This window comes from Deltaproteobacteria bacterium, assembly GCA_018668695.1.
In the GTDB taxonomy this organism is placed as follows: Bacteria; Myxococcota; XYA12-FULL-58-9; order XYA12-FULL-58-9; family JABJBS01; genus JABJBS01.
This window is the reverse complement of the sequence record JABJBS010000394.1, coordinates 1-15,228: the sequence shown is the minus strand read 5'-3', so window position 1 is coordinate 15,228 and position 15,228 is coordinate 1. Positions and strand designations below refer to the sequence as shown.

The following is a 15,228-nucleotide window of genomic DNA, read 5'->3' as shown; positions in this document are numbered from 1 at the left end:
CATGCCGCAGCGCGAGACCACCGCATAGCAGTGAAAACCAAAGATTCACCTTGTCTTGCGGTCGCAACCAGAAAAGAACAAAATGAAAGATCGTAGCCATCAGTAAAACACCCAGCAACGTATAGGCGAAGGCTAATCGATTAAATTTATTCTTGTCCAAATCCTTCGTGAGACCAATGACCGGAACTCGCCAAACACCTATATAGGCACTGCGGTAACCAGAGACCTCAAGAAACAAATCCAACACGGGGCCCCTTAACCCTGCCAATGAAGCATGGGTCCAGACCACTTCGGGAACGGCCTCCTCTTTCGTGCGCCCTACCGTACCCGCCTCAGAAATAACTCGGCGATTACCGTACGCGTCGATTGCCCAGAGTCGGTGAGCTGTATCAATCACGCCAAGCCTAATTGATAAATAATCGAGAGCTTTAGGCAGACCCCGAAGCTGCACGCCGTGGGTTAAGTAGTTGCCGTGGTCCGCCTCATCAACAAACGCCCCACTCAAAATATCAATGCGTTGTTGTGGGCCAACCTCGATGTCCTCGAGCAACTGACGTGGCCAATGTGACCAATCCCCCTCTAGTCGAAACTCACCATCGTCTGGATTCCATTTTGATAAATCTATGAACGCTTCAGGCTGAAGTGTTTTAGTCTCGGCGAAACTCAGCGTGGGCCAAAAGACGGCGTGGAACATAATCAACAATACGATCCGCTGAGCGATGACCACCTGGTACTCCTGGGCAAGGTCCTGCGCTTAAAACCTAACAACCATCGGTGCCGCAACTCTTCACAAGTTTGAAGGCAGAGAAGATATTATTATCAAGCTATGATATAAAATCATACCTTCGCTACAGGCTCCACAGGATGCATCGACTTACGTAACAAAAGGACGAAGAAAAGACCTAAGTATCTGTTTTAACTTATTTTTCAATTGCGTCCTTGCAGCCGACTTTACTCGAAAAGAACACATCGCCGATGGAAAATCATCAACCCCTCAAAACCCTGCTCGTCAAACGCCTTAGTATGAATTCGCAATTTGCAAATCAGCCTCAGTCGGCGGGACATTCTTGGGATTGGATACATACCTCAGCACATCTTCGTAATGAATTTTCCCGGCCTCGTAGAGGTCCTTGAGTGCCCTATCCATCGTGACCATTCCATGCCCTCGGGAACTCTCCATAATGCTGGCAGCCTGGTGGGGCTTATTTTCACGAATAATGGTTCTAACCGCAGGCGTAGCCACCAACACTTCAAAAGCAGCCAATCGGCCTTCGCCATTTTTCACCGGCAACAACCGCTGTGAAACAACCCCAAGCAATGAACTGGATAACTGCGCGCGTGCCTGATTTTGCTGTCGTGCGGGGAATACATCAACAATCCGCTCAATCGCTTGAACCGCGCTATTGGTATGCAAGGTTGCCATGACCAGGTGCCCGGTTTCAGCTGCAGTAAGGGCCGCTGAAACAGATTCAAGGTCTCTCATTTCACCCACCAAAATAACATCCGGATCTTGACGCAACACATACTTGAGGGCGGCCGAAAACGATTGAGTATCAGAATTGACTTCTCGCTGATCAATCGTCGCTTTTTTACTTTCATGAGTATACTCAATCGGATCCTCGATTGTGACGATTCGGCAATTACGACGTTCATTAATCTGATTAAGTAGACAGGCAAGCGTAGTCGTCTTACCGGAGCCTGTAGGTCCCACCACCAAGAGAAGACCTTGTGGCTTTTGCCCCAATCGTAAAAGAGATTGAGGGAGTCCTAAATCTTTTCCACTTGGGATCTCAGAAGAAATCGCGCGTAAAGACGCAGCCATACGACCTTTTTGGAAATAGGCATTTATACGAAAGCGCTGGTCGCCAGAAATAGCGAGAGCAAAATCAATCTCGCGCTCGAGCTGATAAACGCTACGTTGACGGGTCGAAAGCACCGAGAACAATAAGGTTCGCATGTCGGCCTCGGTTAGCGGAGTTTGCGAGAGAGGTTCCAGTTTACCCGCAATTCTTAAAATCGGTGCACGACCTTCCGTTATATGCAGGTCGGAAGCACCTCGTTTACTCACCTCTTGGAGCAGGGTCTTTAGATCAAGCTTGCCCGCTGTACTGGTAACGAGGTCTTTCGCGAAGCTTGCACTTCCCGTGCTTACCCCACGTACCTGCAAAGCAAATTCTTCAGGATGACTCGCATAGGCCAAGGCTGTTTCATGGCTGATATGTTCAGCTTGGTAAAGTCGTACCAAAGCTTGTGTATAACTGGTTAAATCCGAGCTTCTCGAATCACGTAGAATGTCGTAGAGTTCATCGACCCGTTGTTCGTGAATAAGTTTACGAACCGCAGGGTTCATCGTAAGAACTTCAGCGGCTAAAACACGTCCATTACCAGATATTTTGGGAAGCAACCGCTGCGACACGATCCCAACCAGACACATCGATAAATCTAAAGCTGCTTGAGTTCTAGCATGCTCTGGAAAGTAGCCCAGTAAGCGCTGAATGGTTTGAACGCTATTTACCGTATGAACCGTCGCCAATACCAAATGTCCCGTGAGCGCCGCCGATAAGGCCACCTTCATCGTTTCCATATCCCGGATTTCACCGATAACAATCACATCCGGGCTCTGGCGTACGACTTCCCTTAAGGCCTGAGAGTAATCTAAGGTATCTTTACCTATCTCTCGTTGCGTAACCCGGCTTCGCGCATCTCGGTGTACAAACTCGATAGGATCTTCAATCGTAACAATATGCGCGGCACGGCTTTGATTCACGCAGTGAACGGCGGCCGCTAGAGTTGTAGACTTACCTGAACCAGTAGAGCCCGTGACCAAGACAAGGCCACGCTTTGCAGAGGCAAATTTCTCGACCGCTGGAGGCAACATAAGAGCTTCCGAATTAAGTGCGCCACTGGGAATTGCCCTTGCTACTAAACCCACTCTCCCCATGTTGCGATGCAGGTTCAGCCGGTACCTTCGGCCATTATCGAGGGATAAACCTACATCCAAATCACCGGTTTCAAAAAACAGTTTCTTGGTCACCGGGTTGAGAGCGAGTTCCAATATCTTCTCGATGTCTTCCAGGCTCGTTGGGACATGATTTAGCTGCTGAACACTGCCGTGTATTCGTATGGCAGGTACCTTACCCTGCGTAATGAATAAGTCAGAAGCTTGGTAACGCTCCATCGCCTCTAGGAGGCTCACCAGGGGGATATTTCTAGGTGCTGTCATGCTTAGAGCATAACCCTAGTTCAAGTTCGTATAAAGTCGTTTGGAATGCTTTACGGGAGTGGCTGTCCATTTGGTACCATCACCCCCGTATCAATCAAAAGAATGACTTAAAAAGGCGGCGGAACGCCTATCAAAGATTCAGGTACTGGCGGGCAATCAAGCGTCCTCAAAAAGGCTTCTATATCATTTTCGCCCTGCACATTCAGATTGTTCAAAAGAGGGTCGAGTTCACCCACGAAATCACGATTGTTACGCCCTCCCCGGTCATAGTGATCAATCATCTCACGCAGCGTCACCAGATTGCCCAAATGGCCAAAGTGACTTCGCTGTCCGACACCGCGGAGTGTTGGCGTCTTAAACGAACCAAGTTGATTCACTTCACTGGAAATCGGATTCAGGCGAGAAAATCCCGCACCGACATCGTCGGAATAAACACCCGTACCGTTAAAGATATCATTGACCAAAGCCGTAACACCGTTGACGCGCCCTCGGTCAGGCGTTCCGTCATGATCAATACCAATATTATGAAATCTTTGGTCAGATAGAGTCGGTCCGCTATGACAACGGTCACAACCACTGTCTAGGAAGTTAGAAGCACCTTGCTCCTCGTCCCGTGTTAGATTGATTTCTCCACGGATATAACGGTCAAAACGAGTATTGGAACAAATCAACTGCCGCTGATAAGCCTCAAGCGCTTTACCCACGTTGGCGAAAACTCTCTGTACGTTGTCTTTTTGCTGATTCGTTAAACCGTTCCATGAAGTATCTCCCGGCTTACCTTTTCGCGGAAGACCTGACACATTTGGCAAGGGCCCAAAAACTGATTCGTATTCGCGATCATGATGGTCAGCTATCAAGTGAGCCACCTCCAGCCGACTAAAATCCATCTCTGCAAAACCCTCAATAGCCTGCAACGCCTGAGACCAAAGGGAATCTGACCGCCCGTCCCAGAAAAGGAAATCCGAAAATGCCACGTTCCACAGGGTTGGTGAATGCCGGCTGCCCACCCGACCATTTACGCCTTGCGCTAATGAACGAGGCTCCGAGAATCCATGCTCAGGGTCGTGACACGTGGCGCAAGAGACACCGCCTGTGGAACTCATGGTATTGGTATAGAAAAGCCGTTGTCCAAACCTTGCTGCGGCTAACTCATCGGCATAGCGGTTGGTCGGTGCACGGGGAATCACCTCCATCGAAAGCTGGGCCAAACGCTCCAACTCTTCAAACTCATTATTGTTGTTATTACCGTTACGGTTGTTGTTCCCGTTCCCGTTCCCGTTCCCGTTCCCGTTCCCGTTCCCGTTCCGTCCACAGCCAACCAAAACTAAACTTAAGAAAACTAAAATTATCCAAAATGTACGCACCACGACACCACCTATAAGTTAGGTTATTTAAAAAAGATGTTACGGGGGCCACTTCTTTGATGCTGCGTCTTTTTCATTTAGTCATTTTTATTTTAGAAAATTGAAGATAGCTGATTGGATAATCCAGCTCGAAAGATGTCCAACGGTTGATAAAGTTTGATCAGTTGTTTGATTGCGAACCTTCTTCAGTCACTGAAAACCAGTATGGCGAGCGCCTGCCGCCGTAAGTACACGAAATTGACAGTCCTCTAAGGGGCACGGCATCCCGGATGGCTTATGACTTACCCAAGCAGGATAAGAGTAAGATAAAATCAGTTAGGGGGTTCTATTTTAAGGTCGTAACCTATTGCCTAAATCTGACAATTAAGTCTTAAGGTGAGGTTCGTTTTAAAAAGAGGAATTGCCCGGTCATGCAAGCCAAGCCCATTCGATTTAAAAGAAATCCGGCCACCAAGTCGCGCATCACAACAACCCTTTTGATTAGCGCCCTGCTTTGCCTATTTATGCTCAATCAAAGCTCTTATGAGAGCCTGCTGCCACCGTTTTTAGTAGCGACACTCATCCTCTCAGTCGTTGTCTTAATGCGATTGTCCAACACGAGTCAGCGCCACTACCTCCAAATCTACTCTGGAACGATGCTGATAAACCGCTCACTCTTTCGAGCCGCAGTGACCTATGAAATGTCGAATTTTACCAGCGTCCGTCGTGGCACGTCACTTTTCCTTAGTGGTAAGCCAGTCGTCATCTCAACACAAGGCGGGAGAACCATTCGGCTTACAACACTCTGGCTCACGGAGCATGATTTGAACCGTATTCAGAAGATGATTGAGCGGAGAATGAAGGACTGAGCTACGGCTCGCAAACGACCCCATTTAAGCTTATCTCGGCGCCAACTGGACCTGCGGAGGGAATGCCGACTCTGCAGTCTGGCGAATCCGGATTACTACAACACGTGAGGTCGATGGCTACTGTATAAAGCATTGGCGGAATATCCTGCTCGCAAGTATTTAGGCTATACACTTTTCGTGTTCCGTTTCCTTCGCAATTTAGGTTGCCACCGAATTGAGTGAATTCAAAGGTTCCGTCATCGTTGCAACGAATGGTGTTCGCTGAATTATTGTGAATCCCGCCGCTGTTATCCATTCCCTGCCAGCCATGGCAATCGGACTCATCCATTCCAATCGGCCAGTGATGCTCGTTCCCGCCGTCACATGTCTCACTTTGGCCTGTTTGAAGTCTTACCAGCGGAAACGCGCACGGGTTATCCGCTGAGGTATCATCGATGGTTTCTTCAGATGTCCCATCGGTGGAGTCATCTGAACTCGTATCATTACTTGAGTCGGTTGATTCGGTTTCATCCGGTATGACGCTTGATTCTTCAACTTCACCACAACCAACAATCATCCACGCCAATGCCAGGCACAATAAGTTCATTTTCATCGTATTTACCTTTTAAAACAGAGTATTCTTTCACATCATGGTCAAGACAAGAACTCCATAAGACCCTCATCTTCAGGTATAGGCAAACCCAGCACCATCATTGTTCAATAAGCTAGCTTGGCCCCGTAACTTGCCGAAAAAAGCCCATTTTGTTTTTAAACCTATGACTCTCGCAAAAGTTGCGGAAATTAATCGTGGAATATCTAAAAGAATTGGGTTGGCTAAACGTTGTACTAAGATTTGGGCTTGCGCCAGGCGGAGGCTAACCATGGCTGTTGGTCTCTGGGGACTCCGGGCGGGCGATAATAATGTGTGAGTTCCACAAAACCCGCGGTTTTCAACAAGAGCCGCCAATTCTCTAGGTCGTAGTAGGCTCCGTAACGCTCGCCATTAATCTCTTCGATATTAGGCCCTCGGGGATTTGAGCTAAAAAGAACACCCCCAGGTTTGAGGGCCCTAAAAAGCTCTCCCAAAACGCGCTCGATTTCACACATCGGAATATGAAAAAGCGTGGCATTCGCAAAGATTCCGTCAAAACCATTGGCCTCAAGATTCAGCGCAATAAAATCTTGGCACAACACCTCTTGACCAGAAACTCTTCTTGCCATCTCGCAAAAAGCCTTTGACCCGTCCAACCCTATGGCCACATGACCTCTATCCCTGAAAGTGATCAGATCTCGCCCAGGACCACATCCCAAATCGAGAATTTTAGCTGGCGCGGGAATAGGAAGGTATTGCAGGAGAGTCTCGATGTTTTGAGAGACATCGTGATCGCGTGTTCCTTGCCAAAAGTCTTCGGCTCGGTCTTGATAATGTCCAATGGTTCTACCTGAGAGTAGCCCAAGGTCACGTTCATTAAATGGTTTGCCTAGCATAGCGACCTCAATACTTCCTTTAAGCATCGATAGTCAAAGGGTTGACGAGCCAGTCATCAACCAGCCATCCAACCCACATAGACACCGGTCCAGCTGTAGCCTGTAACAGTTGAGGTACAACCATCAATATCCGTGAATACTGCATCAGAGAGTGTCACGGTGACCACGGTGGGTATTGACCAAGCTGTTGCTTCACCGTCTGGCGTTGCACTGATTGTAATCGTGCCCGCCGTTGCGGCAATGCTGTGATTGATAACGACCGGGTTCTCCCAGTCCAAAGCATCATTGCACGTTGCGCCGTTTACGTTGCTACCAAGATTAAGGTTAAGGTCGACGCCTGAATCCGGTAAATTATAGGTACGCGTTAGCACACCACCTGAGCTATGCGCTTCTTCGCACACGCCCCAAATCGACAAATTCACTTCCATGGTCCCATCCGGCGAGGCTGCATAAATAACCATGTCACCGCAGCCACCTGCCCACTCCAATCCAGCCATAAAGTTATCCGCCGGCAATGCACTCTCTGCGCAAGCGCTCACTTCATCGCAAAGGTCGCCCGTATCAGACACGCATTCCCCATCGGGGTTACAGGCTTTGATTTCCATGGTCTCGGCGCAATCTAAATCTGCCGGGTCACAAAGCGTACACATATCACCACAAGATTTACCTGCACATGCATCATACTCTTCGCCGTCGCAGAGGTCGCCGGTATCAGACACGCATTCCCCATCGGGGTTACAGGCTTTGATTTCGTCTGTTTCAACACAATCTAAATCGTTAGGGTCACACTGCTGACACATATCGCCGCAAACTTTTCCGGCGCAGGGCTCGTAGGGCTCAGGCTCAACTTCATCACACAGGTCGCCCGTATCCATGACACACTCACCGGCCTCGTTGCAGGCCTTCACAACATTGGTTTCGTTGCAGTCTAGGTCATTCGGGTCACACTGCTGGCAGACATCACCACAGACTTTATTGGCACATGGTTCATACGTTGTGCCCGATGCTGTACCGTCCGGGGATGTGCCCGCGGTGGAACTATCATCAGAAGTTCCGTCGCCTGCTGTTGCGCCATTGGTCGGTATAATTCCGGAGCCCTCACCAACGCCGCAGCCACTTAGTGCCATAAGTAATGCCGTCAGCATGAAAATAGTGGAAGTCTTCAACATATCTGGTCCTCTCCTCCGAAACCTGAGTACAACAATCATCATATAACTAGCAGAAGATATGCCAAGAGTGAACAAACCCTAAGCACCTGATTTTAGACAACTTTAAACCAGTGAAACCGGAAGGAAATCGCCGGGACTGTTAACTTTTGGATACAATGTAAACAAATGCATGCTTAAGCCGCTCATTGTAAGTGTCTTTGTGATGTAAACAGTGCGCTAAGCTGGTGGCGTAACCCGAGTTGTCCTAGGAGCGAACTGCTCCAGTCTTGATACCGCCGCTAATGCATCCTGCACTTGAATGGGGACTCGTATCCCATCACACGTTTATCCTTGTCTTGTTTACGACTCTCGCTCAGGTCACAATGCCTTGCATGGCATCATCTCGGAACAAATCTAAAAAATCTCCACGGCGTAAAAAAAACGCATCTCAGCCCAAAAAGAGGTCGGATTCGGCGCCCCCTCAAGCAGCCAGCACCCCTGAACAAATCCAACCGGACATCCAAAGTGAAGTCCACAACCCCGACTCAACCGGAGCCATGGTGAAAATGCGTGGACTGATCAGCGGAGCAGAGCCGGCTCAGGAAGGATTTTTTACACGGCGGCGCACCTTAGGCGAATGGTTGCTGTGGCTTGCCGCAGGTGCTGCACTTTACTATGCCTATCGTCTTTTTAGTGGCGGAGAATAAGCATGATTTTTACAGAGGCCCCGACGAACATCGAGTCTATCGAGCTCACTGCCCATCGCCGTCACTTGGCCCTCGCAATTTTCACCACGGTTCTTCCAGTATTTACTTTAGTGGTCTTCTTTTTCGTCAGTGGGCAGGCATTCTGGCTCGCTCCCATCCTACTCTTCTTCCTCGTAGGCGGACTCAACTATTACCTTATGGAATCGCGGCCTGTGCCCAAAAAACTAAGCCTCGACTCGGCCGGGATACGAATAGAGACGAAGTCAGGAATCGTACGCCAACATGCATGGAACAATATCCTCGAGATTAAAGAACACTTGCGCACCCTAAGAGGCCGCCATCGAATGGAGATGTACTTCAAAGACGATTCAGAACCGCTCTTCCTCTATACGCAGGCCATGAACTTGACCGTCTGCGACGGCAAACCCGTGGAGAAAGGCTTGTATGACCATGTACAGATGCGCGGTGTCGCCTGGGATCGCCCAATGAAATACGCACGGGTCATTATCGGTAATCACATTGACGGTTTTTCACCCTAGCTGCTGGATCTGTTCTGGTAAGAGTGAAACCATTAGATGTGCAATCAAAACTCAAAGCCGAGCGCAGAGTTCTGTCGTACAGCGCTTCCGCCGCTCTAAAACCTCAATTGTGTTTTTGGTTTGTAATAGGTGTGCTGACCTTCGTCCCCATGGTCGCACTCGCTGCCGGCGCACCCCACCTCAACCTTGAATCATCAAACCAATTTACATTACTCGATTCCAATACCACTGTCTTGCAAGATAACACGGAGGTTGATTCAGCTGACTCAATTCTTAAAAAAATTCGAAGTGGTGCCGGAAGCCCGCGTTTAGATCTCAATACCAGCCGCCTTTTCGGTCGTGATATTTATTGGCTTTCTACTGATTTAAAGACAGACAGCAAGCTAAAACAGGAATGGTTCCTTGATACAGGTTATGCAAAATATCAACGAGTCGATTTGTTCCTCTATGGTCCGGATGGTCGGTCCCACAAAGTATCCGGCGCCACGTTTCCTTGGCATGAAAAAGATTACCCTCATGAAAACATTGCGTTCTCACTAGAGCTAACCCCCAATACTGATTACACCGTACTCGTTCGTATCGAATCGGGAAACTATCTCCCTCTCTCGCTCTGGATGGTATCCAAACCTTACTTTCACCGAATGAGTAGAACCATAGGATTCTTGACAGCGCTCGTTCTGGGACTATTTTTCGCGGTCTTTATTTACAACCTATTTATCTACATGCAAACCAAAGACCCCATGACGGGTTCCTTGGTCATGGTCGTCTTTACCGCCACTGCCTACTACACAGGTTACCGAACCATTCTCGGAGAATACATCTTCATGGATGTTGGGGTCGTAGAACCCACCATTATTTTTGGCTTCCCTGGATTTTTTCTCACAGCTCTTATGGCCTCTGCTCCGACTTTTGTAAGGCACCTTCTCAACACGCAACTCTACGAACCCAAATTCGACGCATTCCTAAAGTACTGCTCATACGCTGTTTACCTACTTTGCCCTTTTTGGTTCTTTGAAGAGTATTGGTGGACTCTCTTAAATATACTTTACATATTTGGTCCCTTGGCTACTCTTCTCTTCGCGGCCATAGTGGTTCGTTCTGTAAACAAACACAATCCAGCCACCCGGCTGTTTATATATGCCCAAAGCCCCTTTCTTTTTGCAGGCACAGTCGTTGCCTATGTGTACAATGGGCCATTCTCTTCGCTTGAAAGAACCCTGGCTATTCTCTTTGCGATGTTTTGTGGAGCCAGCACTGCACTAGCATACAGTCTCATAATAGGAAGCATCTTTAATGAAGACAGACAAAAGCGTCTACAGCTTCAAGAAAACATGACTGAGCAGCTTGAACAGGATGTAGAAGAACGAACCACTGAACTGGCTCATAAAACTCTTGAAGCACAAGAAGCAACACTGGAAGCTCTCAATGCTCGAGACCAGGCAGAAACTCTATACCGTAAAGCGGAGGTTCAAGCCGCAGAACTCGAAATCCTATCGAACGCTAAAAATTCATTCTTCCAAAACATTTCTCATGAACTCCGAACACCATTGACTTTGATTATCAATCCCCTAGAGAACCTCGTTGAGGAATTACCGAACAACAAGCATGCAAGCGTGGCCATCAAAAACTCTCGAAGACTCTTAAGACTCGTGAACCAACTTCTTAACTACCAAAAGTTGGATGCCGGTAAGGAAGTCATTGACCTAGAGCCCATCGAACTCTCAAAGTTTATTCATATCTGTGAAGATTACTTTGTATCGTCTTGCTCAACGAAAAAAATTCAATTCTTTGCAACCATTGATAAACAGCCCGCCAACCTCAACAAAACACCTCTTTTCATCGACGGGAATCTAGATGCGCTCGAAAAGATAACCTTCAACTACTTATCCAATGCCCTCAAATACACGCCACACGGAGGTCAAATTGAGCTGGGTCTCATCACGACCGATGACAATATTGAAATTTTCGTAAGAGACTCCGGACCCGGCATTGCAGAGGCCGACCAAGGCAAGCTCTTTAATCTATTTAGTCAAGTCGAAGACTCAAGTACAAGGGAATACGAGGGCACTGGCCTTGGCCTAGCACTTGTTAAATCTCTAACGCATGAAATGAACGGCACCGTTGGAATCGAATCAGTCGTTGGCGAGGGTTCGAAGTTCAGGGCAACATTCCCCACCTGCCCGGCCCCAGAACAAAATAATGAACTAGATTTCCAAGCACGTTCCTGGCTTCTTCAGGATATTACTATAAATGCTCTCAGCGGAGATGAGCTAACCAACCCATCAACAGAAGACCTCGAAAACTTCAGCGACGGTTCAGGTGAGGTCATTCTCGTGGTTGATGACCTTGCGGATATGAGAGATCTCGTCGCCGACGCTCTTTCAGCTAAGAAATATAAAACGGTCAAAGCAAGCAACGGCCAACAAGCCTACGACATTGCATGTAAAATCAAGCCCACACTTATCGTCACTGATTGGATGATGCCGAGGATGTCTGGGCCACAATTGATAGAGGCTATTCGTAATCACGACGAACTTTATTCTACCCCCATAGTTCTCCTGACCGCTAAATCTGACGAGGAGTCAAAGCTCATTGGAACCGATATTGGAGCCGACTCATTCCTAGGAAAGCCCTTTAACCAACAAGAGCTCACGAGCACTGTTCGCAACCTGGTAGCACTCAAAAAACGTGAACATGAAGTAGAGGCATTGAACCGGATGCTTACGGAAAAAGTGCTTAAACGCTATCTTCCACCGGACCTTGTTGACCAAATCATTGATGGTTCAATCTCACTCGACCAGGAACCCGAACACGTCATGGGAACAGTTTTATTTTCCGACCTAGTCGGCTTTACACGTTTGAGCGAGGAACTATCCGCAGCTAAGCTTGCAAAAATATTGAACGAGTACCTGAGTGCTATGGTTCAGGTGATCTATGAACACAACGGAACCATCGATAAGTTCATCGGCGATGCAATCATGATTATCTTCGGGGCCCCTAGAGCAATGGTTCCAGAACAGCAAGTCGAGCAGGCCGCCAAATGTGCTCATGGAATGCAAGCAAGGCTTCATGAACTCAACGTTTCGTGGGAGAAACAAAACGTAGACTTAGCCATGCGTATTGGCATTCATCATGGTCCCGTCGTGGCCGGTACATTTGGCAGTACAGAGCGTTCTGATTATACCGTCATAGGTCCAACCGTAAACATCGCCTCGCGAATCGAAGGCCAATGCCTCCCCGGACAGGTTTTTGCATCACAGGAAGTCTCTTTATTGTTACCCAATGCAGCCAGCACAGCTCTTGGAGAGTTTGAACTCAAAGGCGTAGAGGGTAAAAGACATCTTCACCGCCTTCTGGATCTAAGCCAGCCTCATGGTACGATTAAGTCCTGATAGGCTTCGATACTCGCAGAAAAAACGTCTCTTAAAACGATTCTTGTTAACATAGACTCCATCGATTGAGGCAGAACGCGACATAACCACCCAGCATCCACTCGGTGGATACTGTTAAATACCACCAGAGTTTGCCCTTCACCGTATTTGCTAAACCGGACATAACCAATATCGAGAAAGGCTGAATCATTGGCCGATTCTCGAACAACCCAGTGAATATGGCTGGATGAATCGGTGTAAACAGCTGCTTCGTGTTTCGTAATATCCAAATCAGGCGCGCCCGTAGCATACCACGGAGTCCCAATATACATTCGCTCGCGAAAGACCAAGAGACGATTCAATTCATCAACTTCATCTACCGTACGCGTGCCTCCTCGGTATGTCGCAGTATGAGACGCCCAATCTTCGGCGGGTGAGAACTTCGTCAGGAACTGTTCGTAACTTAAATTGATAAGCCCAGCTGTCACTTGGTGATAAGCCAGCTTCTCCTCATAGAACGTTTCATAAGCAATGCTGAGTACACCATCTTGTAAGCTCTGACCCACATCTTCAGCAATTCGCTCATATTGTGCGGTCTGATCAGTGGAAAGATTAAGAGGTTTCATAAAAGTAACCTGAGTTTGAAAAACATAATCTTCAAAATCATCTTCGTCACTCAGATAGTTGGGTGGGTAATCGGAATCGGCGTAATCAGCAGTAGTTATAATTATAGTGTGGGCATTCACCATCGGATCGATATTCACCGGCCATGGACCCAGAGATGCACAGCCAGACAAGAACACAACAAACAATGAAATGATTAGCAATCGCAGCATCTTCGCCCCCTCATTATGAGAACGCACCACGTAATTAGACGCAAACAAAAGACGCTTAATTTCCTGGTTCTCTCTTTACACTCTAAGGATCCGGCTTAGTCTTTACCGCGCGAAGCTTTGCCGCGGCTGCTTCCGGCATTAAGGGGTTTACAAAGAGGCCGCCCGCAAATTCTATCCCACCCCTTCGCTTTTTGTGGTTGATCACACTGATATACCAACGACCTGCCGGGTCGTCATCTCGTTTACGGGTCGAGGATTGAAACACATAATTGAAATCCATATTGCGTAAAGCATGGAACGACATATGGAAAGTATGACGCATCATATCCGCCAGAGAACTAAGCTCCGTATCCGAAATGCTCCCAAACGAGGCGGCCTGGCGCTTCGGGACAATCCAAATATGGTAAGGGCTCAGCGCAGCGTAAGGAATCCAGCTCACAAAATCATCATTCTCGTAAAGGATTCGATCTCGTTCGGAGAGTTCTTGCTTCATCAAGTCTCCTAAGAGGCAACGCTTATTCTTCTCGAAATATTTCTGCATCTCACGGTGTCTCACCTGCGCTTCGAATGGAACCACCGGCATCCCATAAATTTGCGAATGTGGATGCTCAAGAGACCCGCCCGCCTTAAATCCTTGATTCTTGAATAGGACCACGTGCTTGATGTGTTCCAGGCAGGCTACAGCATTGAAATGCTCACGATAACCAAGCAACAAAAGACGCGCCTCCTCCTGTGAAAAAAGTGCCATCGTTGAGTTGTGTCGGCGATTATCGATAATCACATCGTGAATGCCAAAGCCCTCCATCTCGGCATGGAGTCCGTTCTGTTTCAAATTTGGATGAAGCTTGCGGTCTACGCTGGCATATTTATTTTCCAAAACCCTAACATCCCAATTTGAGTCAGTCCCAATTCGAAATGGTTCACAGCTTTGCGGATCTTCGTTTCCTGGGCAGAAGGGGCAGCTCTCTTTGTAAGCTGGTCTTGCCAAAAGCTGTTGCAGCTGGTCAGCTTCTTCTTTACCGCTCAGCTCTACAGGACGGGCCGAACGATTCGGGGCAAACATCACCCAATCGTTGGTAATGAGATTCTTGCGAAATACGCCCATGGCCACCTCCCGCCACAGAGTATAGCGTATTTGAGCCTAACTTTTGGTGCTAGTTGTTAAAAATGAACCTACGAGCTCTCAAATCGGATGAATAGAACGTGGATGCCCGTGAGAAACACCAAACAACGCCTTGTCGCAGCGGTACCGAAAGTGGTTATAGTCTCAACGCTGGACTGGCCGAAAAGACAACAACAAGGAATCAACATGGCGGGTAAGACAAATTTGGAAGAACTCTTGAGTTCTATTGCTCCCAGGCTTTCACCAATCTCGTATGTATTTTGCTGCGTCCAAGGCTCGTACGGAGATTTCTCCAATCTCAAGCCACTGGCGTCATTCGCAGAAGATGAGGGGCTCACCTTAGTGATTCCCGAGAACCAAGCGATGGAACACAACCTCGCTTATGAATCTACTTTTTCCTCAATCACATTAACCGTCCATTCGAGCCTGGACGCTGTTGGCCTTACAGCCGCAGTTGCACAAAAGCTAGCTCATCACGGTATCAGCGCCAACGTCATCGCTGCCTATTATCATGACCACATCTTTGTTCAGACAGAGAAGGCAGAGCTTGCAATGGCTGCCCTTCAAGAATTTAAGCAATCGTAATTTCGGCCGGAACTATT

13 protein-coding genes are annotated in these 15,228 nt (G+C 48.0%); 5 read left to right on the top strand and 8 right to left on the bottom strand.

Annotated elements, in window-relative coordinates; genetic code table 11:
• The 3 genes from HOK28_23330 to HOK28_23320 all read right to left on the bottom strand — a co-directional run.
• Positions 1–727: hypothetical protein (locus tag HOK28_23330; GenBank protein ID MBT6436042.1), on the bottom strand; the 727-nt coding region annotated here is incomplete at its 3' end.
• A 291-nt stretch (positions 728–1,018) separates the two neighbouring features.
• Positions 1,019–3,223: a PilT/PilU family type 4a pilus ATPase gene (locus HOK28_23325; protein ID MBT6436041.1), complete on the bottom strand. Its 2,205-nt coding sequence runs from the start codon at positions 3,221–3,223 to the stop codon at positions 1,019–1,021.
• A 107-nt stretch (positions 3,224–3,330) separates the two neighbouring features.
• Positions 3,331–4,590: a hypothetical protein gene (locus HOK28_23320; GenBank protein ID MBT6436040.1), complete on the bottom strand. Its 1,260-nt coding sequence runs from the start codon at positions 4,588–4,590 to the stop codon at positions 3,331–3,333.
• Between the two features lie 407 nt (positions 4,591–4,997).
• On the opposite strand from HOK28_23320, the gene HOK28_23315 reads away from it, so the two are divergent.
• Entirely contained in the window at positions 4,998–5,435 is a 438-nt protein-coding gene (locus tag HOK28_23315) for a hypothetical protein (protein ID MBT6436039.1), read from the top strand.
• A gap of 1 nt (position 5,436) precedes the next feature.
• Here HOK28_23315 and HOK28_23310 read toward each other — a convergent pair whose 3' ends face one another.
• The 3 genes from HOK28_23310 to HOK28_23300 form a co-directional block, all read right to left on the bottom strand.
• A complete protein-coding gene (locus HOK28_23310) occupies positions 5,437–6,027 on the bottom strand; it encodes a hypothetical protein (protein MBT6436038.1) in 591 nt (196 codons plus the stop codon).
• Positions 6,028–6,260: 233 nt separating this feature from the next.
• A complete protein-coding gene (locus HOK28_23305; GenBank protein ID MBT6436037.1) occupies positions 6,261–6,902 on the bottom strand; it encodes a class I SAM-dependent methyltransferase in 642 nt (213 codons plus the stop codon).
• A 56-nt stretch (positions 6,903–6,958) separates the two neighbouring features.
• Complete coding sequence (locus HOK28_23300; protein MBT6436036.1) at positions 6,959–8,071, bottom strand: hypothetical protein; 1,113 nt, start codon at positions 8,069–8,071, stop codon at positions 6,959–6,961.
• Positions 8,072–8,442: 371 nt separating this feature from the next.
• Here HOK28_23300 and HOK28_23295 point away from each other — a divergent pair, with 371 nt between their 5' ends.
• The 3 genes from HOK28_23295 to HOK28_23285 are packed head-to-tail and all read left to right on the top strand — an operon-like array spanning position 8,443 to position 12,688.
• Positions 8,443–8,757 (top strand): hypothetical protein, encoded by a 315-nt coding sequence (locus HOK28_23295; GenBank protein MBT6436035.1) that lies wholly within the window; start codon positions 8,443–8,445, stop codon positions 8,755–8,757.
• Positions 8,758–8,759: 2 nt separating this feature from the next.
• The gene (locus HOK28_23290; GenBank protein MBT6436034.1) at positions 8,760–9,296 is read left to right on the top strand and encodes a hypothetical protein; all 537 of its coding nucleotides are present in this window, start codon (positions 8,760–8,762) and stop codon (positions 9,294–9,296) included.
• 38 nt (positions 9,297–9,334) lie between these two features.
• Positions 9,335–12,688, top strand: a complete 3,354-nt coding sequence (locus HOK28_23285) for a response regulator (GenBank protein ID MBT6436033.1) — start codon at positions 9,335–9,337, stop codon at positions 12,686–12,688.
• On the opposite strand, the gene HOK28_23280 is transcribed toward HOK28_23285, so the two are convergent.
• Positions 12,667–13,503, bottom strand: coding sequence for a hypothetical protein (locus HOK28_23280; protein MBT6436032.1), 837 nt, complete (start codon positions 13,501–13,503; stop codon positions 12,667–12,669). The genes HOK28_23285 and HOK28_23280 overlap by 22 nt on opposite strands.
• Before the next feature lie 82 nt (positions 13,504–13,585).
• Positions 13,586–14,608, bottom strand: coding sequence for a galactose-1-phosphate uridylyltransferase (gene galT, locus HOK28_23275; GenBank protein MBT6436031.1), 1,023 nt, complete (start codon positions 14,606–14,608; stop codon positions 13,586–13,588).
• Between the two features lie 204 nt (positions 14,609–14,812).
• Between galT and HOK28_23270 the strand changes: the two genes are divergently transcribed.
• Positions 14,813–15,211 carry an ACT domain-containing protein gene (locus tag HOK28_23270; GenBank protein ID MBT6436030.1) on the top strand — a complete coding sequence of 133 codons (399 nt, stop codon included), beginning with the start codon at positions 14,813–14,815 and terminating at the stop codon, positions 15,209–15,211.
• Positions 15,212–15,228 lie beyond the last annotated feature (17 nt).

What these genes read in the sequence shown, in the direction of transcription:
- HOK28_23295 (MBT6436035.1), top strand. Translation starts at nt 8,443, where the DNA reads ATGGCATCATCTCGGAACAAATCTAAAAAATCTCCACGGCGTAAAAAA.
- HOK28_23280 (MBT6436032.1), bottom strand. Translation starts at nt 13,503, where the DNA reads ATGCTGCGATTGCTAATCATTTCATTGTTTGTTGTGTTCTTGTCTGGC.
- HOK28_23305 (MBT6436037.1), bottom strand. Translation starts at nt 6,902, where the DNA reads ATGCTAGGCAAACCATTTAATGAACGTGACCTTGGGCTACTCTCAGGT.
- HOK28_23310 (MBT6436038.1), bottom strand. Translation starts at nt 6,027, where the DNA reads ATGAAAATGAACTTATTGTGCCTGGCATTGGCGTGGATGATTGTTGGT.
- HOK28_23315 (MBT6436039.1), top strand. Translation starts at nt 4,998, where the DNA reads ATGCAAGCCAAGCCCATTCGATTTAAAAGAAATCCGGCCACCAAGTCG.
- HOK28_23300 (MBT6436036.1), bottom strand. Translation starts at nt 8,071, where the DNA reads ATGTTGAAGACTTCCACTATTTTCATGCTGACGGCATTACTTATGGCA.
- HOK28_23290 (MBT6436034.1), top strand. Translation starts at nt 8,760, where the DNA reads ATGATTTTTACAGAGGCCCCGACGAACATCGAGTCTATCGAGCTCACT.
- galT (MBT6436031.1), bottom strand. Translation starts at nt 14,608, where the DNA reads ATGGGCGTATTTCGCAAGAATCTCATTACCAACGATTGGGTGATGTTT.
- HOK28_23270 (MBT6436030.1), top strand. Translation starts at nt 14,813, where the DNA reads ATGGCGGGTAAGACAAATTTGGAAGAACTCTTGAGTTCTATTGCTCCC.
- HOK28_23325 (MBT6436041.1), bottom strand. Translation starts at nt 3,223, where the DNA reads ATGACAGCACCTAGAAATATCCCCCTGGTGAGCCTCCTAGAGGCGATG.